The sequence below is a fragment of the Companilactobacillus insicii genome (genome assembly GCF_003946015.1).
GTDB lineage: Bacteria > Bacillota > Bacilli > Lactobacillales > Lactobacillaceae > Companilactobacillus > Companilactobacillus insicii.
On record NZ_RHNU01000001.1, the window covers coordinates 108534 to 129872 of the forward strand.

The 21339-nt window shown below is 35.8% G+C and carries 19 protein-coding genes, 1 tRNA gene and 1 pseudogene; 18 read left to right on the forward strand and 3 right to left on the reverse strand.

Features of this window, described 5'->3' with window-relative positions; all coding sequences use genetic code 11:
- The first annotated feature begins 91 nt into the window (after nt 1–91).
- The 13 genes and pseudogenes from EKM79_RS00570 to EKM79_RS00635 all read left to right on the forward strand — a co-directional run bounded on the left by EKM79_RS00570 (nt 92) and on the right by EKM79_RS00635 (nt 14006).
- A complete protein-coding gene (locus EKM79_RS00570) occupies nt 92–3748 on the forward strand; it encodes a nitrate reductase subunit alpha (protein WP_125565183.1) in 3657 nt (1218 codons plus the stop codon).
- A complete protein-coding gene (gene narH / locus EKM79_RS00575) occupies nt 3738–5297 on the forward strand; it encodes a nitrate reductase subunit beta (RefSeq protein WP_125565184.1) in 1560 nt (519 codons plus the stop codon). The genes EKM79_RS00570 and narH overlap by 11 nt, the downstream gene beginning before the upstream one ends.
- Entirely contained in the window at nt 5290–5871 is a 582-nt protein-coding gene (gene narJ, locus EKM79_RS00580) for a nitrate reductase molybdenum cofactor assembly chaperone (protein ID WP_125565185.1), read from the forward strand. The genes narH and narJ overlap by 8 nt, the downstream gene beginning before the upstream one ends.
- Nucleotides 5871–6563, forward strand: coding sequence for a respiratory nitrate reductase subunit gamma (narI, locus tag EKM79_RS00585; RefSeq protein WP_125565186.1), 693 nt, complete (start codon nt 5871–5873; stop codon nt 6561–6563). Before narJ ends, narI begins: the two co-directional genes overlap by 1 nt.
- Before the next feature lie 50 nt (nt 6564–6613).
- Nucleotides 6614–7576, forward strand: a complete 963-nt coding sequence (locus EKM79_RS00590) for a FecCD family ABC transporter permease (protein ID WP_125565233.1) — start codon at nt 6614–6616, stop codon at nt 7574–7576.
- Between the two features lie 16 nt (nt 7577–7592).
- Nucleotides 7593–8345: pseudogene (locus tag EKM79_RS00600) on the forward strand (ABC transporter ATP-binding protein).
- A gap of 3 nt (nt 8346–8348) precedes the next feature.
- Nucleotides 8349–9383 (forward strand): ABC transporter substrate-binding protein, encoded by a 1035-nt coding sequence (locus EKM79_RS00605; protein WP_125565189.1) that lies wholly within the window; start codon nt 8349–8351, stop codon nt 9381–9383.
- On the forward strand, nt 9380–9787 hold the full coding sequence (locus EKM79_RS00610) for a molybdenum cofactor biosynthesis protein MoaE (RefSeq protein WP_125565190.1): 408 nt from the start codon (nt 9380–9382) through the stop codon (nt 9785–9787). The genes EKM79_RS00605 and EKM79_RS00610 overlap by 4 nt, the downstream gene beginning before the upstream one ends.
- The gene (locus EKM79_RS00615) at nt 9784–10023 is read left to right on the forward strand and encodes a MoaD/ThiS family protein (RefSeq protein ID WP_125565191.1); all 240 of its coding nucleotides are present in this window, start codon (nt 9784–9786) and stop codon (nt 10021–10023) included. Before EKM79_RS00610 ends, EKM79_RS00615 begins: the two co-directional genes overlap by 4 nt.
- 22 nt (nt 10024–10045) lie before the next feature.
- A complete protein-coding gene (locus EKM79_RS00620) occupies nt 10046–11221 on the forward strand; it encodes a nitrate/nitrite transporter (RefSeq protein WP_125565192.1) in 1176 nt (391 codons plus the stop codon).
- Between the two features lie 18 nt (nt 11222–11239).
- Entirely contained in the window at nt 11240–11572 is a 333-nt protein-coding gene (locus EKM79_RS00625; RefSeq protein WP_125565193.1) for a metal-sulfur cluster assembly factor, read from the forward strand.
- 105 nt (nt 11573–11677) lie between these two features.
- Entirely contained in the window at nt 11678–13039 is a 1362-nt protein-coding gene (gene gdhA, locus EKM79_RS00630; protein ID WP_211331252.1) for an NADP-specific glutamate dehydrogenase, read from the forward strand.
- A gap of 106 nt (nt 13040–13145) precedes the next feature.
- The gene (locus EKM79_RS00635) at nt 13146–14006 is read left to right on the forward strand and encodes an aldo/keto reductase (protein ID WP_125565195.1); all 861 of its coding nucleotides are present in this window, start codon (nt 13146–13148) and stop codon (nt 14004–14006) included.
- Between the two features lie 27 nt (nt 14007–14033).
- On the opposite strand, the gene EKM79_RS00640 is transcribed toward EKM79_RS00635, so the two are convergent.
- Together EKM79_RS00640 and galE are read right to left on the reverse strand one after the other, a co-directional pair.
- Nucleotides 14034–15167, reverse strand: coding sequence for an AI-2E family transporter (locus EKM79_RS00640; RefSeq protein WP_125565196.1), 1134 nt, complete (start codon nt 15165–15167; stop codon nt 14034–14036).
- Between the two features lie 149 nt (nt 15168–15316).
- A complete protein-coding gene (gene galE, locus EKM79_RS00645; RefSeq protein ID WP_125565197.1) occupies nt 15317–16306 on the reverse strand; it encodes a UDP-glucose 4-epimerase GalE in 990 nt (329 codons plus the stop codon).
- Between the two features lie 153 nt (nt 16307–16459).
- Between galE and EKM79_RS00650 the strand changes: the two genes are divergently transcribed.
- The 4 genes from EKM79_RS00650 (at nt 16460) to EKM79_RS00665 (ending at nt 20164) form a co-directional block, all read left to right on the forward strand.
- The gene (locus tag EKM79_RS00650) at nt 16460–17122 is read left to right on the forward strand and encodes a class A sortase (protein ID WP_125565198.1); all 663 of its coding nucleotides are present in this window, start codon (nt 16460–16462) and stop codon (nt 17120–17122) included.
- A gap of 70 nt (nt 17123–17192) precedes the next feature.
- Entirely contained in the window at nt 17193–19502 is a 2310-nt protein-coding gene (recJ, locus tag EKM79_RS00655; protein ID WP_125565199.1) for a single-stranded-DNA-specific exonuclease RecJ, read from the forward strand.
- Nucleotides 19503–19523: 21 nt separating this feature from the next.
- Entirely contained in the window at nt 19524–20042 is a 519-nt protein-coding gene (locus EKM79_RS00660; RefSeq protein ID WP_125565200.1) for an adenine phosphoribosyltransferase, read from the forward strand.
- A 34-nt stretch (nt 20043–20076) separates the two neighbouring features.
- Nucleotides 20077–20164, forward strand: a tRNA-Ser gene (locus EKM79_RS00665).
- Nucleotides 20165–20193: 29 nt separating this feature from the next.
- On the opposite strand, the gene EKM79_RS00670 is transcribed toward EKM79_RS00665, so the two are convergent.
- Complete coding sequence (locus EKM79_RS00670) at nt 20194–20562, reverse strand: hypothetical protein (RefSeq protein WP_125565201.1); 369 nt, start codon at nt 20560–20562, stop codon at nt 20194–20196.
- A gap of 129 nt (nt 20563–20691) precedes the next feature.
- Here EKM79_RS00670 and EKM79_RS00675 point away from each other — a divergent pair, with 129 nt between their 5' ends.
- Entirely contained in the window at nt 20692–21327 is a 636-nt protein-coding gene (locus EKM79_RS00675; protein WP_125565202.1) for a GNAT family N-acetyltransferase, read from the forward strand.
- Nucleotides 21328–21339: the final 12 nt, after the last annotated feature.

The following is a 21339-nucleotide window of genomic DNA, read 5'->3' on the forward strand; positions in this document are numbered from 1 at the left end:
AAAGGTTAGGGAAAATCCTAATCGAAGTCAATTAGGATAAGTGCTAGATTTGTTATAAGGAATATTAAAGTGAACTAGGTGGGAGTTGCATATGCTAAAATCTAGATTTTTTAAAAAAGTTGATAAGTTTAACGGTAATTTCACCCAATTAGAAGAGCATTCTCGTCGTTGGGAGAAGTTATATAAAGAACGTTGGGCACACGACAAGGTCGTTCGTACGACACATGGTGTTAACTGTACAGGATCTTGTAGTTGGAATGTCTACGTTAAGCAAGGAGTAGTTACTTGGGAGCATCAATCAACTGACTATCCTTCATGTGGACCTAACATGCCTGAATATGAACCTCGTGGCTGTCCTCGTGGTGCTAGTTTCAGTTGGTATGAGTATAGTCCACTACGAATTAAGTACCCATACATCCGTGAACGCCTTTGGAAGTTCTGGGAAGAGGCTAGTCAAAAGTACGATAATCCTATTGATGCTTGGGAAAGTATTGTTACAGATCCAGAAAAGACTAAGTCATATAAATCAGCTCGTGGACATGGTGGTTTAATTCGTGTCAAATGGGGCGATGCTACTGAAATGATTGCTGCAATGTTGATCTACACGATTAAGAAATATGGTCCTGATCGTATAGCGGGATTCTCTCCAATTCCAGCGATGTCCATGCTGAGTTACTCATCAGGTGCCAGATTTATTTCATTACTTGGTGGAGAAATGTTGAGTTTCTATGATTGGTACGCTGATTTGCCACCAGCATCTCCTCAAGTATGGGGTGAACAGACAGATGTTCCCGAATCAGCTGACTGGTATAACAGTCAATACTTGATTATGTGGGGCTCAAATGTTCCGTTAACGAGAACACCTGATGCTCATTTCATGGTTGAAGCACGTTATAAGGGGACAAAGGTCGTTTCTGTCAGCCCTGATTATGCAGAAAATGTTAAGTTTGCTGATAACTGGTTAGCACCACATCCCGGTTCAGATGCTGCTTTAGCACAAGGTATGACACATGTAATTTTGAATGAATTTTACAATAATAAACAAGTACCTTATTTTACGGACTACGTTAAGCAATTTACTGATCTTCCATTTGTTATTATGCTTGATCAAAGTGAAACAAATAATGAACACGTTGTATCTGGACGTTTCTTGAGAATTTCTGATATTCAAGATACTGATACACCAAATTCAGAATGGAAACCAGTTCTTGTTGATGAACCATCTGATAAGTTGGTTGTTCCAAATGGAACTATTGGTCAAAGATGGGAAAAGGGTAAGAAGTGGAATCTTGATTTGGATGGAATAAGTCCTAAATTATCATTCTTAGGCGAAGATGAACGTGTCGTTGATATGCCAAGCTTTAATTCTGAAGGAAATGGTATTTTCCAAAGAACTCTTCCATGTCGTGAAATCACATTGAAAGATGGGAGCAAGAAACTTGTCACAACCGTATTTGACTTATTGATGGCACAATATGGTATTCGTCGTAAGAAGATGGATGAGTTGGCTGCCAAAGGATACGATGATGCTGATAGCCTATTTACTCCAGCATGGCAAGAAAAGATCACCGGTGTGAAGCCAGAACTAGTTGTACAAATTGCACAAGAATTTGCACAAAACGCTGCTGAGACTCATGGTAAATCAATGGTAATTATTGGTGCCGGAGTTAATCACTGGTTTAACTCAGATATGACGTATCGTGCCGTTATCAATATGCTGATGCTAACAGGATGTATCGGTGTACAAGGTGGCGGTTGGGCTCACTATGTTGGACAAGAAAAACTTCGTCCGGCAGAAGGTTGGGCTAATATTTCATTTGCAAATGACTGGCAACCAGGTGGCGCCCGTCAGCAACAAGGTACTTCATTCTTCTATTTTGCCAGTGATCAATGGAAGTACGATGAAATCGATAATGAAGGTATGAAGTCACCAGTTAAAACTATCAAGGATACATTCAAACATCCCGCTGATTATCAACAGATGGCCATTAGATTGGGATGGATGCCTTCATATCCACAGTTTAACCGTAATAGTTTGGACTTTACGAAACAATATGGAACTACTGATATCAAAGAAATTTCAAATAAAGTTGTTAAAGAGTTAAAAGATGGATCATTACACTTTGCTGCGGAAGCTCCTGATGAAGACATTAACCAGCCAAAAGGTATGTTTATCTGGCGTTCAAACTTGTTTGCATCGTCAGGTAAAGGTCAAGAGTATTTCATGAAGCATATACTTGGTGCTGAGAATGGACTTCTTGCAAAGCAAAGTGAGAATTTCAAGCCAAAGGATATGGAGTGGGATGAGAAGAGTGTTACTGGTAAGTTAGATCTTGCCGTAGACTTTGATTTCAGAATGGTAACAACACCATTGTATTCAGATATTGTTCTTCCTGCTGCTACATGGTATGAAAAAGAAGACTTATCTAGTACCGATATGCACCCATTCATCCATCCTTTCAACAAAGCTGTTGATCCACTTTGGGAATCACAGAGTGACTGGCAAGCATTTAAGCATATTGCCAAAGAATTCCAAGGTATGGCTAAAAAGTACTTAACGGAACCACAATATGATTTAAAGACTCAACCACTTGGTCATGATTCTATGGGAGAAATTTCTCAACCACTAGGTAAGATCAAAGACTGGAAGAATGGTGAGATTGAACCAATTCCTGGTAAGACAATGCCAAGTCTTTCACTTGTTAAACGTGATTACACTAAGGTCTATGACAAATATGTAGCCTTAGGACCAAATACACGTAGTGGAAAAGTCGGCGCCAATGGATATAGTTACAGTGTGTCAGATGAATATGATGAACTGAAGGACTTGATTGGAACTTATGATGATGGTCCTGATGAAGGATTACCTAGATTGGATGAAGATAGAAATGTTGCCGAGGCAATTCTTCATCTATCAAGTGCTTCTAACGGACATGTTGCTAAGAAGGCTTGGGAGAGTGCAGAAGAAGTTACTGGTAAGAAATTATCAGATATATCTGCTGGACTTACTGAAAAGCAGATGACATTCGCTAAGATTACAGCTCAGCCTAGTGAATCAATTCCAACACCTATTTTCTCAAGTGCTAAACATAATGGTGACAGATATTCACCATTCTCAGTTAATATTGAACGCAACGTGCCATTTAGAACTTTGACAGGTAGACAACAATTCTATCTCGACCACGAGATTTTCCAAGAATACGGTGAAGAATTGGCAACTTATAAACCAACACTTCCACCACATGTGTTAGGACCAGCTGATACGAAGGTTGAACCTGCCGATAAAGAAGTTACGCTTCGTTATCTAACACCGCATGGTAAGTGGAATATTCATACAACATACCAAGATAACTTATACATGCTGACTCTATTCAGAGGTGGTCCAACGGTTTGGTTAAGTTTGGACGATGCTAAGAAGATAGATGTTAAGGATAATGATTGGGTAGAATTGTATAACAAGAATGGTGTAGTTACAGCTAGAGCCGTTGTTAGTCAACGTATGCCTGATGGAACAATGTATATGTATCATGCTCAAGATATGGAAATTGAGGAGCCTTTGTCTACTATTACAGGTAACCGTGGTGGAAGTCACAATGCTCCAACACAAATTCATGTGAAACCAACTCAAATGGTTGGTGGATATGCTCAATTGAGTTACGGATTTAATTATTATGGACCAATCGGTAATCAAAGAGATCTATACGTAAATGTTAGAAAATTAAAGGAGGTCAAGTGGAATGAAGGTTAAAGCACAAATTTCCATGGTACTGAATCTAGACAAATGTATTGGTTGTCATACTTGTTCAGTAACATGCAAACAAACGTGGACAAATCGCCCAGGTGCCGAGTACATGTGGTTTAACAACGTGGAAACTAGACCTGGTGTCGGATACCCTAAAAAATGGGAAGATGAGAGTCACTATAAGGGTGGCTGGAAGTTAAATCGTAAAGGTAAATTGGAGTTACGTGCAGGTAATAAATTAAACAAAGTTGCACTAGCTAAGATTTTTTACAACCCAGACATGCCTAATTTAGACGACTATTACGAACCATGGACATACGATTACCAAACATTGTTTGGTAAGGAAAGAAAACATCAACCAGTTGCACGTGCTAAATCACAAATCACTGGTGAATACATGAAGCTGAACAATGGTCCTAATTGGGATGATGATTTGGCTGGATCAGACAGAAGTTTTGGTGAAGACCCTAATATGCAAAACATTGAAGCTGATATTAAAGGTAACTTCGAAAAAACATTCATGATGTATCTTCCTAGATTATGTGAGCATTGTCTAAATGCTGCTTGTGTAGCATCATGTCCTAGTGGAGCAATGTACAAGAGAGACGAAGATGGTATCGTCTTGGTTGATCAAGAACGTTGTCGTGGTTGGAGATTCTGTATGACAGGATGTCCTTATAAGAAGGTTTACTTCAACTGGAAGACTAACAAAGCTGAAAAATGTACTTTTTGTTATCCAAGAATTGAAGAAGGATTACCAACAGTATGTTCTGAAACTTGTGTTGGTCGTATTCGTTACATCGGTGTTATTTTATATGATGCTGATAGAGTTGCTGAAGCATGTGAAGAACCAGATGATACTAAGTTGTACGAAAGACAACTGGATTTGTTCTTAGATCCAAATGACCCAGAAGTTATTGCTCAAGCACAAGCTGATGGTGTCGATATGGAAACAATTAGATGTGCTCAAAAGTCACCTATCTATAAGATGGCCGTTGAACAAAAAATTGCATTCCCATTGCATCCAGAATATCGTACAATGCCAATGGTTTGGTATGTGCCTCCATTGTCACCAATTATGAATTACTTTGAAGGTAAGAATTCAATCAAATACCCTGAAATGATTTTCCCTGCAATTAATGAAATGCGCATCCCAGTTGAATATTTAGCTAACCTTTTAACGGGTGGTAATACTGAAGTGATTAAGAATGCTCTTTACAAGCTAGCTATGATGAGATTGTATATGCGTGCTAGAACAAGTGGAAAAGATTTTGATCCTGAAAAACTTGACCGTGTTGGTTTGACTGAAAAATCAGCAACATCACTATATCGTCTATTAGCCATTGCTAAATATGATGATAGATTTGTTATTCCAAAGGCAAAGAAAGAAAAAGTTGAACATGTTGAAGAAGAACAAGGTGGATTGGGTTATGAAGCATGTAATGGCTGCTCTCTAGCACCTGTTCACGGAAGTGTATTGCGTAAAGCAAAGGCCGGCGAATCTGGTAAAGATGCATACGCTGAAAGCTTCTATGGAGGAATTTGGCGTGATTAATATTGAGAAGTTAAATACTCTAAAGCAAGGTTTTACTTTTCTTTCACGTTTGTTGGATTATCCGGATCAGGATATTTTGAGTGATGAATTTTTGGAAGATTTTCAGAGTAATTACAGTGAAACAGCTTCTAAATCTGATATTAAAGATGTTATCGATGAAATGAGGACATACTCATTAGAAGAATTAAAAACACATTATGTTTCACTATTCGAATTGAATAACCGTTATACTTTGTATATGACGTATTATAAGATGACTGATTCTCGCGAAAGAGGACAGTTGTTGGCAAAATTAAAAATGTTGTATGAGATGTTTGGCGTACGTATCGATGGTTCAGAATTATCTGATTATCTACCGCTTATGCTAGAATTTTTAGCTTACAGTGATTGGAAAGATGATAAGCGGCAACAAGATTTACAGTTGATGTTCTCAGTAGTTGAAGATGGAACATTTAGTTTACTTAAGAATGCCGAAGTTCAAGAGGATGATATGTATTTCAAATTGATCAGAATTGTTCGGGCTGAGTTTAAGTCTTGTCTTGAACAAACTGAAAAAGAGGGGGAGATGCAGTAATGAAAGATGCACTTGATATATTCTTATGGGTTATTTTTCCTTATCTTGCTCTCGGTTCGTTCATTTTTGGAACAATCGGCAGATTTGCTATTTTTCATGCTGGAGTAACGGCTGAGTCTAGTGAATTATTGGAAAAGAAACAACTAATGATAGGGAGTATTCTCTTTCACATTGGTATTATCTTTGTATTTGCAGGACACGTTGTTGGGGTTTTGATTCCTAAGGCATTTACTGATTGGCTTGGTATTCCCAACGAAATATACCATATCGGTGCACTCGTAATGGGTGGAATCGCAGGATTTATGGCCTTGGCAGGAATGATGATTTTATCATATCGTCGTTTTACGAATAAGCGTGTTTTCAAAACTAGTTCATTCAGTGACTTGATGGTTAATGTTTCGTTCTTGATAATTATTGTATTAGGATTAAGTGCCTCATTTATTGATGGAGCAATTCTACATCCAGAATTCAATTACCGTTTGAACTTATCAGTTTGGGCAAGACAAATCTTTGTTTTCCATCCTGATTACCATTTGATGTTACAAGTTCCAATTATTTTCAAGATCCATGTCATTTGTGGATTTTTGATCTTTGCTTTCTTCCCATACACAAGATTAGTTCATGCACTTACGTTACCTTGGCAATACATTTTTAGACGTCCGATCGTCTATCGTAAGAGACCAAGAGTATAGCAACGTAGTAGGTGGTAATTATTATTAAAAAGCAACAAAATACACTTGTGATGAGTATGGCTTTATTGACGCTGTTGGCATTGATATTTCTGTCAATGATGATGGGACGATATGACTTATCACTGTCAGAAGTCTCAAAATATTTTATTGGACAAGCCAGCAGTTCATCTAAGTTGATTTTAAAACTTCGATTTATTCGAATTATAGCAGTTGTATTAGTTGGCGCAGGTCTATCTATGGCTGGCGCCACTTTTCAATCTGTCTTTAGTAATGGCTTAGCGTCACCTAACTTGTTAGGTGTTTCCACTGGATCGAGTGTGGGGGCCGCAATTGCTATTTTGAATGGTAAATCGATTTACTGGATTGAAGTTAGTGCCTTCGTGGCTGGTATAGTGACTGTATTTTTAACATTAATGATCAATAGGGTATTGCATAGTAATTCAAATATTACTCTTATACTGTCGGGAATTATTATGTCTGGTTTAATGCAGTCAGTTTTAGGTTCTGTTAAATATATCTCCGACCCTGAAAATCAGCTGCAAAGTATCGTCTATTGGGAATTAGGAAGTTTTATGAAGGTTGATACTCAGGCGTTATTGTCAGTAGGTCCAATTTTAATTATTGGAATAGTTTTTTTGCTACTAACACGTTGGCGCTTGAATGCGTTATCATTAGATACGTATACAATAAAAACAATTGGAATTAATCCCACATTAAATAGAAATTTAATGATTTTATTTGCTACATTATTGACAGCGGCTTCCGTGTGTCTATGTGGTGTGGTTGGCTGGATCGGCTTAGTTGTACCCCATGTAAGCCGTAGTTTGGTTGGTGAAGATAATAGATATGCTTTACCAATGACAGCTATAACGGGAGCAATATTACTTCTGATTGCGGATACACTGGCACGAAGTATTTCAGTGAACGATATTCCGTTGAGTATAATCACTGGCTTCATTGGTGTTCCAATTTTTATTGTGATTCTTGTAAGGAGAAGAAATATTGGAATCTAGAATAGTTACAAAAAACTTGTCATTTGCATATAAATCAAAACAAATTATCAATAATGTAAATTTGAATGTTGCAGCTGGACAAGTCCTAGTCATCCTAGGTCCCAACGGTATCGGTAAAAGTACTTTGTTAAATTGTCTGAGTGGAGTTTTAAAGAAATATCAAGGTGATATTTTAGTTAATAATAATTCACTCGATTCATTATAAATTAAGGATTTGTCCCATCATTTGGCATTAGTTAGTCAAGGTGTAAACATCAAATCAAACTTGACATTGTTTGATTATTTATTACTGGGACGTAGTTCGTTTCATTCAATATTTGATCAGCCTGATGAACGTGACAAAGAAGTCGTTTTTAAGATTATCAATCAAATAGGGCTACAAAATTATACTAATATTAGTTTACAAAGCATGAGTGGTGGACAGCGGCAGTTAGCAATAATTGGACGTGCTTTAGCTCAAGAACCACAGATATTGATAATGGATGAGCCTACTTCAGCACTTGATTATCGTAATCAAACGGTTGTTTTGAAATTAATTAAGATGTTGTCAGATCAGGGTATCTCGATAATTATGAGTACACACGATCCTAACCAAGCACAGATGATTGGTGATGTGGTTGGATTGTTGATTGATAATCAAACTTATCATCAAGGTCCAGTTGCTGATATCTTAAATGATGAATATTTGACTAATTTGTACGGTATACCAATTACATCAACTTATAATGAATCATTGAATAGGAAGATCTTTGGAATAGGGATGGATTAATTTATGAGAAAAAAGCGAAATATCATTATCATATTGCTTGGGTTACTTGTTTTCTTCAGTAGTAGTATTAATACTGAAGCAGCATCAACTCGAACAATTTATGACAACACCGGTGCTCCAGTGAAAATTCCAAAAAAAATTAAGCGAGTTGCTGATTTGTGGCACGCAAACAACCCCATTTTTTTAATGCTAGGTGGAGAAGATAAACTTGTAGCAACGACTAAGATGACTCGTGACAATGCTCTGCTAACTAAAATGTACCCAAAGATTAAGAAGCAGACGGTTCCTTTTAATGGTGAGGATTTCCAAATGGAGGAACTTATTAAACAAAAGCCAGATGTTGTTATTAGTTCGGATGTATCTCAGATTAGTGAATTAAAAAAGTCTGATATTCCAGCGGTAAATTCAATGTTTCAAGATTATAAGGGTTTAAAGAAGACTGTAAATTTAACTGCAAAGCTAGTTGGAACTAAATCTGCCAAAATTAAAGCTAAAAAATATAATAAAAAATTGAACTCAGACATTAAAGCGGTAAAGAAAAAGGTTTCTAAAGCCAAATCCAAGCCTAGTGTCTTACATATTGTGAACACTAGTGATCTGACAAAAGTAGATGGCCGCAAAACCATTGTTGATGAATGGCTCAAAATTGCCGGAGGGAAAAATGCCATTAAAACCGATGGAAATATGATCTCGGTTTCAGCAGAAGAAATCATTAAGGCAGATCCAGATATTATTATTATTGGTGGGACGACCGATAAAAAGGCTTTGAAACTTCTTAAAAAGGACAGTCGTTATAAGTCATTAAAAGCTGTTAAGAACAAAAAAGTTTATGGTAATCCGACTGGAATATTTATGTTAGATAGATATAGTGCAGAGGAAGACTTACAAATTTGGTGGGCAGCCAAGAAGTTCCATCCCGAATTAATGAAGGATGTTAATTTAAATTCTAAGTTTAAATCGTTCTACAAAGAATTTTTCAATCATAAGTTTAGTAATAAAGAAATTAATCAAATTATTAATGGTGAGGTTATCAAGTGAAAATACAAATTACACATGAACCCATCAATACGGAGGAATTGACCAAAAGTTTGATTCACAATGAATATGGTGGAGTAGATATTTTTATCGGTAATATTCGCCAATTCACTGGTGATATTGAAACGGAAAAGATTGAATACACTACGTATAAACAAATGGCAGAAAAAGAAATGCAAAAACTTGCCGATAAAGTAATTGCCAAAGGAATGGATGTAGTCATGGTACATCGAGTTGGTGAGTTGCAATTAGGTGATATTGCAGTATTTATAGGCGTTGCAGCTCCACATCGAGCGGAGGCATTTGAAAACTGCCAGTTTTTGATTGATGAGTTGAAGCATACAGTACCAATTTGGAAAAAAGAATATGACCGTGACAAAATCCGTTGGGGAGGTCTTGAAGATTGAAGATAAAATTATTTTCTATCCTGGCTGAGGAAATAGGTTCGACGATAAATGTTGACTTGAAGTCAGAATTCTATCCATCAGATGTTAAAAAGGCTATTGAAGATGCCCATCCTAAGTATAAAGAGGTATTAGATCAGTCTTTAGTCGCTATAGATGAAGAATACGCTGACGATAAGCAGTTTAAACTTGCAGATGTAACTGAAATTGCAATTATCCCACCTGTCAGTGGAGGCTAAAATTTCGAGGGGGTTTTTTATAATGGAAAGTAAATCAAAATCAATTATTGCGTTAACCATGGGTACCTTATCCATGATGGTTTGTTTTATGGTTTGGTTAAGTTTGTCACCATTAATTGGAGTTATATTAACTCATAATGGAATTGAGTTAAGTGAATTTCAACGTACATTTTTACTTGCGACACCGATTCTTTTAGGTTCAATTATGCGTGTACCAATGGGAATTTTGAGTGATAAATATGGTGGTAAGAAGATTTATATTATCTTAATGCTATTTTTGATCATTCCAGTTTTGATGGTTCCTAGAGTTGGTTCATTTGGAATGATGATGTTTGCTGCATTGCTTCTTGGTATGAGTGGTACATCTTTTGCCATTGGTATTTCTTATGTTACTGGATTCTTTCCACCAGAAAAACAAGGATTAGTTCTTGGTATTGCTGGTGTTGGTAATATTGGTACTGCTTTTTCGTCATTTTTCTTTCCAAGAATTGAAAAATCAATGGGATTGAATAGTGTATTTTATTTGTTAATCATTTTACTAGTTATTTTTGTATTATTGATGATTTTCATTGCTCCTGAATCTAAGAAAAATGAAAATGCAAGTATGGGTAAGTCTTTGGCAGTTGCGAAAGAAAAGGATACTTGGTATCTAGCATTGTTTTACTTCTTAACTTTCGGTATGTTTATGGCTATGACGAACTTGCTTTCAATGTTCATGGTAAATCTGTTTAATAGTAATTTAGTAGATGCAGGGTTATGGGCCGCAATATTTGCAGTTTTGGGTACTTTAACTCGTCCATTCGGAGGTTACTTATCAGATAAGATTAGACCGATGACACTTTTGAAGTATGATTTTATTGGAATTATAATTGTAGCGATTATTTTAGGGATTTTCCTACATACAAAAGGAATATTTTTGACTATTATGGTATTGATAGGTATTTTAGTCGGAGTTGGTAACGGAATTATCTTTAAGATGGTTCCATTCGTCTCTGACAGTAATACCGGTGCCGTTACCGGCTTTGTTGGTGCCATGGGTGGTCTAGGTGGATATTTCCCACCAATCGTTCTTGGTGTAATCAAACAAGCTACTGGCGGTTATCAATTGGGAATATACTTGATTGCGGTATTTGCTATAATATGTTTAGTACTACTACAAAGAGTTTATATTTCTGGAAGCCACAAAATTGTTAAGTAATTGAATTGAGGTGCACCTATGAGTGAAGAAAAAGCAACAACTAAGGAAGACAAACAACGTGAAGCCATCATGGAGGCTCTAGAGGATGTTATTGATCCTGAGCTGGGTATTGATATTGTTAATCTCGGATTGATCTATGGTATTGAGATCGAGGGTACAGCCTGTACAGTTACAATGACACTAACAACTATGGGATGTCCTTTAAGTGATATGATTTCAAATGATATTCATAATGCTGCTGAATCAGTAGACGGTATCGATACTTGTGATATCAATTTGGTTTGGTATCCAATTTGGGATATGAGTAAAATGAGTCGTTTTGCTCAGATTGCCTTAGGTATTAATGGTTAAAAAGAGAGTGTTAAAGCACTAAAGAAGCATTTGAATAATTCAAATGCTTTTTTTAGTGCAATTTTTATTAAAAACAATTAAACTATTATTAGAATTTATTTAATAATGGAGGATGGTATTTTGACGAAAGCAACCGATTATTTGCAGCAAGTGTACGAGGTTATTGAACAGAGGGATCCACATCAAACCGAATTTTTGGAAGCAGTGCATGATTTTTTTCAAACAATGACACCGGTATTTGAAAAACATCCAGAATACATTGAAGCTAATATATTGGAACGTTTAACCGAACCTGAACGTGTCATTCAATTTCGTGTTCCTTGGTTAGACGATGCTGGACATGCTCGTGTTAACCGTGGCTTCAGGGTGCAATTCAATTCAGCTATTGGGCCTTACAAGGGTGGTTTGAGATTACATCCATCTGTTAATTTAAGTATCGTAAAATTCTTAGGATTTGAACAAATCTTCAAGAATGCCTTAACTGGATTACCAATTGGTGGTGGTAAAGGTGGATCTGATTTTGATCCTAAGGGTAAGACTGATAATGAGATTATGCGTTTTTGCCAAAGTTTCATGACTGAATTAAGCAAATATATTGGTTTAGACGTTGATATACCAGCAGGTGATATTGGAGTTGGTGGACGTGAAATTGGCTACCTATATGGCCAATACAAACGTCTTCGTGGTGCAGATCGAGGAGTTTTAACTGGTAAAGGACTTAACTATGGTGGTTCACTTGCTAGAACTGAGGCAACTGGCTATGGTTTGGCATATTATACTGATGAGATGTTAAAGGCAAATGATTCCAGCTTTAAAGGCAAACGTGTAGCTATTTCTGGTGCAGGAAACGTTGCTATTTATGCAATTCAAAAGGTTACAGAGTTAGGCGGAAAAGTAATTACTTGTTCAGATTCTAGTGGTTATATAGTTGATGAACGTGGAATCGATGTTGATACTGTTAAACAAATCAAAGAAGTAGAACGAGGTCGCATCAGCGAATATGCCGAAAAGGTTGCGGGTGCAAAATATCATGAAGGTTCAGTTTGGGATGCTAAGGTTCCTTATGATATTGCATTACCTTGTGCCACACAAGATGAAATTAATGGCACACAAGCTAAGAATTTAATTGCTAATGGTGTTAAAGCAGTAGCAGAAGGTGCAAATATGCCAAGTAGTCCTGAAGCAATTGAGGCTTATCAAGAAGCTGGATTATTATATGGGCCAGCTAAAGCCGCAAATGCAGGTGGTGTCGCTGTATCCGCTCTGGAAATGAGTCAGAACAGTATGCGTCTAAATTGGACTTTCGAAGAAGTTAATGATCGTTTGAAACAAATTATGAAAGATATTTTTGATAACTCAGTTGCTGCCGCTGATGAATATGATGTTAGTGGTGATTATTTAAGCGGAGCTAACATTGCAGGATTCACCAAAGTTGCTGATGCAATGATGTCTCAAGGCTTAGTGTAAAATCAAATGGGACTTGGCATTTTAAAATGTCGAGTCCTTATTTTTTTATCATCTGAAATATTTTGTTATTATTATATATATAAAATTATTTTTGAGGGAGTAGCAAATGGCAGATTTAAATAGTTTAGAGGATACATATACTCTTAGTAATGGTGTCGAAATTCCTATTGTAGGATTTGGTACATGGCAAACACCTGATGGTGAAGTTGCTAAGCAAAGTGTTAAGACTGCGATTGAGGCAGGATATCGTCATATAGATACTGCTGCAGCATATGGTAATGAAGATAGTGTTGGTGAAGGGATCAAAGCTTCAGGAATCAAGCGTGATGATTTATTCTTAACTACAAAGTTGTGGAATGATGATCATGGTTATGATTCAACAATTAAGGCTATGGACCATTCATTAAAGGAATTGGATGTTGACTATGTTGATCTATACTTAATTCACTGGCCAAACCCAGTTAAATTCCGTGATAATTGGCAAGAAGTTAATGCTGAAACATGGCGTGCAATGGAAGACCTATTAGAGAGTGGAAAGACACGAGCAATTGGTGTTTCAAATTTCCGTGGTGAACATTTGAATGAATTGATGCAAACAGCCAACGTTACACCAATGGTTAACCAAATCTTTCTTAATCCAAGTGATTTACAACCAGATGTTGTTGATTATAACAACGAATACAATATTTTAAGTGAAGCATACAGCCCACTTGGTACAGGTAAAATATTCCAAGTTCCAGAATTACAAGAAATGGCAAAACGTTATAACAAGTCAGTGGCTCAACTAGTATTACGTTGGTCATTACAATTAGGTTTCTTGCCACTTCCTAAGTCAGTTCATGCTGATAGAATCAAGGAAAATACTCAATTGTTTGATTTTGAAATTTCAGATGATGACATGAAGACAATTGATGGATTACATGGTGTTGCTGGTTTAGCTACAGATCCTGATACAACTGATTTCTAAATAGCAGTAATAAAGGCCGCCGAATTTTTATTCGACAGCCTTTTTTGGTGCATTATTTTCTTTTCTTAATGTAGCATTTTTTATTAATTGATAAATTGTTGCAGCAATTGGAACGCTCAATAACATCCCTATAATACCAGCTAAACCACCACCGATGGTGATTGCAGCTAGCACTAATATACCAGGTAGTCCAATTGATCCACCAACAACTCGTGGATATATAAGATTACTCTCAATTTGTTGCAAGATAATAATGTAGATAACGAATAGAACACCTTGAAGGGGTGATGTGACAGCGATAAGAACAAATCCTACACCACCACCAATCCAGGCACCAATCATTGGAACTAATGCGGTAATACCAACTAAAGCACCAATGGGTAGGGCACTTGGAAATTTAAAGATCCACATTCCTAGTGCGCATAATGTACCAAGAATGAATGCTTCAATAGTTTGACCGCTAATAAAGCTGGAGAATGCATTATCAGTTATCCTTAAAACATATCTTGTCTTTGACATTATTTTTTTGGAGATAAAGGCATCTAAAACACGATTTAATCGATTAGCAATTCTCTCTTTGCCACTGACTAAATAGATAGCGAAAGTGAAAGCCAGAATAAAATTGAAAATTCCCTTTGATAAACTGCCAAAAATAGAAATGGATGACGAGAAGATTCCTGAAAGACCAGTTGAAACGAATTTCATTATTTTAGACTGAATTGAAGCCCAATCAACTTGCGTTGTTTCGAGTTGGGATGTAATGTAGTTTGCTTGGCTAGAGTTATTTAACCATTTATTTAAATTATCAATTACATCAGGGAGGCTAGAAAAGAAGCTGCCAATTGCTGTAATAAACTGTGGCAATACTAATCTAAGTACCCAGGCAATTACAGCAATGATTATTACAATTGCCATTAGTAAAGCAATCGGTCGCCGCAATCCAATTAACCATTTTTTCTTTGCGTTAGGCCAGAACCACCTCTCCATAGCGCTACTTAATAGATTGATACAGTATGCAAGTGCACCACCGATAATCAATGGTAGAGAGACGGAATACACTAGTTTAAAGAGATTTACCGTTTGCCCTGGATATATTAGCAAAACTAGAAAAATTGCTACAAAGATACTATAGCGAATTATTTCGTTTTTTGTCAGTTTCATTTGTTTCCCCCTCACGATAATAAATGATCCATTACTTAATAATTGTAATATTATTTTAACATTTATTAATTTAGAGAACCATATAACTAATAATTACATGAAAATTGGGATAAAAAAATACGATACCGCTCGGTATCGTACATTTGAAATTAGTCTTCATAACCATTCATATGCTTAGTTTTAAAGTTCCATGCATCCTCAATAACTTTATGAACATCGTCGTATTGTGGTTTCCAATTAAGAACTTTACGTGCTTTAGTTGAATCAGCAATTAAAGTACTTGGATCTCCAGGACGACGTGGACCTATTTCGGCAGGTATTTCTTTGCCAGTTACTTCGCGTGCTGCTTCCAAGATTTCCTTATTTGAGAAGCCATTTGATGAACCTAAGTTGAAGATGTTGCTATCATTGCCAGCACGAAGATATTCCATTGCTAGACGATGTGCTTCAGCCAAATCTTCAACGTGTACATAGTCACGGACATTAGTACCATCTTTAGTATCGTAATCGTCACCGAAAATTGTTAGTTTATCACGTTGACCAGCAGCTGTCTGTAGAACAACGGGGATTAAGTGAGTCTCTGGATTATGATCTTCACCAATAGTACCGTCAGCCTTGGCACCAGCAACATTAAAGTAACGCAATGCAATAAATTTAATTCCATATGCGACATCTGACCAATGCATAATCTTTTCCATAGCAAGTTTACTTTCACCATATGGATTAGTTGGAATAGTTGGATCAGTTTCTTTGATAGGAATTTGTTTAGGTTCTCCATACGTTGCGGCAGTGGATGAGAACACGATATGTTTAACATCGAAGTTATTCATAACTTCCAATAGAGAAATCATTCCGTAAGTGTTGTTATCGAAATATTTAAGAGGGTCTTTCATCGACTCAGGAACAACAGAGAAGGCTGCAAAATGAATTACATCTGTAATGTCTTCAGCTTGGAATAATTTAATCAAAAATTCCTTATCACGAACATCACCTTGATAAAACTTTGCTTTATCATTAACGGCTTCCCTATGACCAGTTTCCAAATTATCAGCTACAACAACGTCATAGCCCATGTTGCATAAATGATCAACGGTATGTGAGCCAACATAGCCCGCACCACCAAGTACAAGAATACTCATAAAATTACCTCCGATATTGAATTAAGTCTATTATAACGTATTATCGTATTTTAAGGTTCATAGCTTAACTGTGGCTTAAAAATTTAACTTTTTTTGTGTTATGCTTTAATATATTATTATAAAAATAAAATTATCTGAACGGAATGAAGAGCCATGAAGAAATTTTTTACAATTTTAGGGACGGTTGTTCTATTATTAGTAGCTTTAGCGTTAATTTTTAATGAGCCTATTAAAGAGTATGCTGTTGGACGAATATCAGATCAACATTTGAATTCATTAACGGCGTCTAAAGTTAAAAAGAATGAGAATAAACAAGGTGAGTTTGATTTTAAAAAAGTTAAACCATTAACAGCATCGCAAGTGGCTAAGGCATCAGTTAATAATGATGCAGCGGTCATTGGTAAGATGGCTGTTCCTTCAGTTAAAATGTATCTTCCTATCGTGAAGGGATTAAGTGATAATTCTCTCTCCACTGGTGGTGGTACTATGAAGGAACATGAAAAAATGGGACAAAATAATTATGCTTTAGCTGGCCACTATATGACGGCTAAGGGTGCCTTGTTTTCTCCCTTGGAGAATGCTCAAATAGGTGATTTAGCTTATATTACTAATATGAAGCGTGTTTACACGTACAAGATTTTTTATAAAAAAATTGTCCCTCCAACGGCAGTGTACTTGTTAGACGATGAAAAGGGACAGAAGTTATTAACATTAATAACCTGTGCAGATGGCGGAACTAATCGTTGGGCTATTCAGGCTTCATTAGTAAGCAGTATGCCTGCAAATAAGAGTACATTGGCGGTATTTTCTAAATAAGTTTGGCAAATGTCAAGCTTATTTTTTTGTGATAAAGACTGTTATAATGATTTAGTTAGTAGGTGATGTAGTGGTATTAATCAATTGGGAAAAAAGAAAAAATCCCACTAAAAAAGAGATTTCAGATTTTTCAAATGAAAACAATGTCAGTCCAATTTTGGCTGAACTATTGATGTCACGTGATTTAACTACGAAGTCGGATATAGATGACTTTATTCACGCAGATATAACTGAATTGCAAGATCCTTTTGGCTTACATGATATGGACAAGGCCCTTGAGGTTATCGATGAGGCAGTTGAAAGTGGAAGTAAGATAGCTATATATGGTGATTATGACGCCGATGGTGTAACTAGTACTTCTATTATGAAGTTAACGCTTCAAAAGTTGGGTGTTAAACCCATTTTTTATATTCCGGATCGTTTTAAAGATGGATATGGTCCTAACTTAGACGTTTACAAGTTCTTGGCTGATCAAAATATCGATTTACTGATTACGGTTGATAATGGTGTTAGTGGTAAAGATGAAATCAAGTACTTGAAAGATCAAGGTATAAAAGTAGTAGTAACTGATCATCATGACTTACCCGATGAGTTACCCGAAGCCGATGCAATCGTTCATCCAACGATTCCAGGTTCAGAATATATTTGCCCATATTTGTCTGGTGCCGGTGTAGCCTTTAAAATTGCCGATGCATTGCTAGGTGATGATGCTCTGGAATTGATTGATTTAGCCGCTATTGGTACTATTGCGGATTCTGTGCCGTTATTAGGAGAGAATCGTGTAATTGTTACTGAAGGATTAAAACGTATGGCAGACAACAATCATGTTGGTTTGGGAGCATTAATAAAAAAATGCAAATTAAAAATCAATCAGATGACAGAGGAAGATGTTGGTTTTAAAATTGCCCCAAGAATTAATGCTTTAGGTAGATTAACTAATGCCTCTTCTGGTGTGGAATTGCTTACTACTGGGGATGTTTCTTTTGCTAAAGAAATTGTTGATGAAACTGAAGAAATAAATTCTAAACGACAAGAATTAGTTGCAACGGCTTTTAATGATTCAGAATCACAAATTGTTGATCAAAAAGATGATGGTGTTTTGATTCTAAAAAGTGAGAATTGGCACCAAGGTATTTTGGGAATTGTTGCTAGTCGTGCTGTTGAACAAGAGAATAAGCCAGCGTTAGTTATGCAATATGATGAAGATTCTAAACTTTATAAGGGTTCGGGAAGAAGTCCTGAAGGATTCAATTTGTTTAATGCTCTGAATGCCCATAATGAATTATTTGCTAGTTTTGGTGGTCATGCACAGGCATGTGGATTCTCGATTTCAAAAGAAGGGTTAGAAAAATTAACACCTTTACTTTTGGAAGAACCTGCCAAGCAGAATTTTAATCCAGAAGGCTCAGTTTCAAAATATTTTGATTTGAATCTTGATATGAGTCAACTGAACTTTGATTTAATTAAGGAAATAAATCGTCTAGCTCCATTTGGTATGGGTAATCCAAAGCCAGTTATAAAGTTGGGCAATGTATCGTTATCTCAAGTTAAATCGATTGGTAAAGATGGAACTCATTTAAAGGCTAATGTTACTGATAATAATCAACAAGTTAGTGCCATAGGTTTTGGGATGTTTTCAAAAGCTGAAGGTATGAATACAGATATCTGTGATGTTTATGGAGAGTTAGGAATAAATGAATGGGCAGGGCGCAAGAATTTACAATTAATGCTTGATGATTTTGAAGTTTCTTCAGAAGGATTAAAAATTGAAAAGTTAAAAAATGTCTATTTTGATTATCGAAATAAACAAATATCAGCTGCAATATTAGATAAATTTGACGCAGTTGTTTTCTTTAATTCAACTTATTATGAAGCCGCAAATCGTCAACACCCAAGTGTGAAACTAATCATGTATAATGAGGCTTGTGATGGAAAGAATATTTTGATTTATGATCGTCCACACAACCTTGAATTGTTTAAAGAATTCATTAAAAAGAATCAAACTAGTCACGTTGCTTTGTATTTACATACTAATTTGACAAATCGCTACCTAAAGCCTGATATGATAGCTATGAAAAGTTTTTTGAAATATTTATATACTCATCAAAATGTTAAGGTAGATGGTATGGATCTAGTAGCTGAATATTTAGGTTACAAAAAAACTGATATAGATTTCTATTTAAAAGTGTTTTTTGAGCTAGATTTTGTTAAAATGGTAAATGGCTTTGTTGAAAAAGCTAATGCTTCACAACAACGCGAATTGATTGAATCTCCAACATATCTTAAGAGATTACAACGCAATGATGTTGAAAAAATATTAATTGAGTCTGATTTTGACAATTTGTTATCGTGGATGAGCGACTACGATTGTCACTGTTAGGTTGAATGGAGAAATTAAAAGATGGATATTGATTTTAAGAAATATGTTGCTGATGTTCCGGATTTTCCAGAGCCAGGTGTACTATTTCGTGACATTTCACCATTAATGTTGGACGGCAAAGCATACGCAGCCGCAACAGATGAAATAGTTGAATATGCTAAGAGCCGTGGTGCTGAAATGATTGCCGGACCCGAAGCACGTGGATTTATCGTAGGATGTCCAGTTGCTTATAAATTGGGAGTTGGATTTGCCCCAGCACGTAAAAAGGGCAAGTTGCCTCGTGAAACTGAATCAGTAACTTATGATTTGGAATACGGACAAAGCTCATTGTATATGCAAAAAGATGCTGTTAAACCTGGACAAAAGGTTCTTGTCGTTGATGATTTAATGGCAACTGGTGGAACATTGGCCGCAACAATTGATTTAGTTGAGAAACTAGGTGGAATTGTTGTCGGAACTGCTTTCTTAATTGAGTTAAAAGATCTTCATGGTCGTGACAAAATTAAAGGGTATGATATGTTTACTTTGATGCAATATTAATAATATAATAGTAGAGGTGAAGGCCTCTTATTATGGTGAGTTGGCAGAGTGGTAATGCACCGGACTCGAAATCCGGCGAACCGATTAATATCGGCGCGCAGGTTCAAATCCTGTACTCACCTTAGATAACAAAAACCAGAAAGATTTTAATTTAATCTTTCTGGTTTTTTGTATCTTTTACAAATATAATATTATCGCCACTAATATAAGCTGAGTATTTACCGTCTAACTTTATTTTTTCTTTTGCATGAATATTGTATTTACCATCGAATAATCTAATAAAAGCAGTATCTGCAGTGTAATTGTTAGGTAGTTTCTCTATTAAAGAGTCATTTATATCATGACCATCAATTACATAAAAATACAGTTTGGGAGCGACGGATTGAGTAGGAATTCTAATGTGGAATTCATTGAAGTTATTATCTAATGTTAAAAAGGTAGCATCATTATCGATGTAAGAAATACTTTCAAATTTTTTTTCTGATCCATCAGGATATTTTACGTCAATATATTTAGTCATTTTTCTCACTTCAATTCTTTACCCGAATAATAGTATGGTTTAGTGGATAGTTAGAAGAAAAAAGCTCACAAAATGCTATAATGTCTACATTGAATAAAGGGTTAATATATCATTTAATAATCAATTTAATTGATTGTTTTCGGAGGTAATATAATTATAAAAATTAAGCAAATTAATAAAAAAGACCTTTCTAAGTTAGCTGAGTTTTCATCTATTGGAATGCACTTTGACAGATATACTAAATCTAAGTTTTTAGAAAAGATGTATTCAGAATATCTTATTCGTTATGAATACTCTCATGCGACAGTGGCTCTGGGTGCATATGATGATAACAATCAATTTAGAGGTGCTATTTTTGGTAGATTTAACAACGAAGTGTTAGTTGATCAAGGATTATTCAATAAAAATTATTCTACATTGGCAAATAGGATAGTTAATATTGGTTTTGGATCTGAATCAGGTGTGTATGATCAAGTTAATGCTGAAATGTTGCGAGAATTGGAGAAAAAAATGAAGCTTGATGGTGAATTGTCCTTATTTGCTGTTGATCCTGAGGCTAATGGACAAGGAGTCGGTTCAAAGCTATTATCGGAATTATCAAGACGTTATTCAGGAAAGAATATTTATTTGTATACTGATAGCAATTGTACTTATCAGTTCTATGAACATAGAGGTTTTATAAGGGATTTTGCAGTTAGGGCACATGAACCAAGTCAGCCATTAAACCAAAAGATGACATATTTTATTTATCATAAAAAATTATAATTAGATTTTGAG

Coding starts and splice junctions, on each gene's coding strand:
- EKM79_RS00570 (WP_125565183.1), top strand. CDS start 92: ATGCTAAAATCTAGATTTTTTAAAAAAGTTGATAAGTTTAACGGTAAT.
- narH (WP_125565184.1), top strand. CDS start 3,738: ATGAAGGTTAAAGCACAAATTTCCATGGTACTGAATCTAGACAAATGT.
- narI (WP_125565186.1), top strand. CDS start 5,871: ATGAAAGATGCACTTGATATATTCTTATGGGTTATTTTTCCTTATCTT.
- EKM79_RS00590 (WP_125565233.1), top strand. CDS start 6,614: ATGAGTATGGCTTTATTGACGCTGTTGGCATTGATATTTCTGTCAATG.
- EKM79_RS00605 (WP_125565189.1), top strand. CDS start 8,349: ATGAGAAAAAAGCGAAATATCATTATCATATTGCTTGGGTTACTTGTT.
- EKM79_RS00620 (WP_125565192.1), top strand. CDS start 10,046: ATGGAAAGTAAATCAAAATCAATTATTGCGTTAACCATGGGTACCTTA.
- EKM79_RS00625 (WP_125565193.1), top strand. CDS start 11,240: ATGAGTGAAGAAAAAGCAACAACTAAGGAAGACAAACAACGTGAAGCC.
- gdhA (WP_211331252.1), top strand. CDS start 11,678: ATGGAGGATGGTATTTTGACGAAAGCAACCGATTATTTGCAGCAAGTG.
- EKM79_RS00635 (WP_125565195.1), top strand. CDS start 13,146: ATGGCAGATTTAAATAGTTTAGAGGATACATATACTCTTAGTAATGGT.
- EKM79_RS00640 (WP_125565196.1), bottom strand. CDS start 15,167: ATGAAACTGACAAAAAACGAAATAATTCGCTATAGTATCTTTGTAGCA.
- galE (WP_125565197.1), bottom strand. CDS start 16,306: ATGAGTATTCTTGTACTTGGTGGTGCGGGCTATGTTGGCTCACATACC.
- EKM79_RS00650 (WP_125565198.1), top strand. CDS start 16,460: ATGAAGAAATTTTTTACAATTTTAGGGACGGTTGTTCTATTATTAGTA.
- EKM79_RS00660 (WP_125565200.1), top strand. CDS start 19,524: ATGGATATTGATTTTAAGAAATATGTTGCTGATGTTCCGGATTTTCCA.
- EKM79_RS00670 (WP_125565201.1), bottom strand. CDS start 20,562: ATGACTAAATATATTGACGTAAAATATCCTGATGGATCAGAAAAAAAA.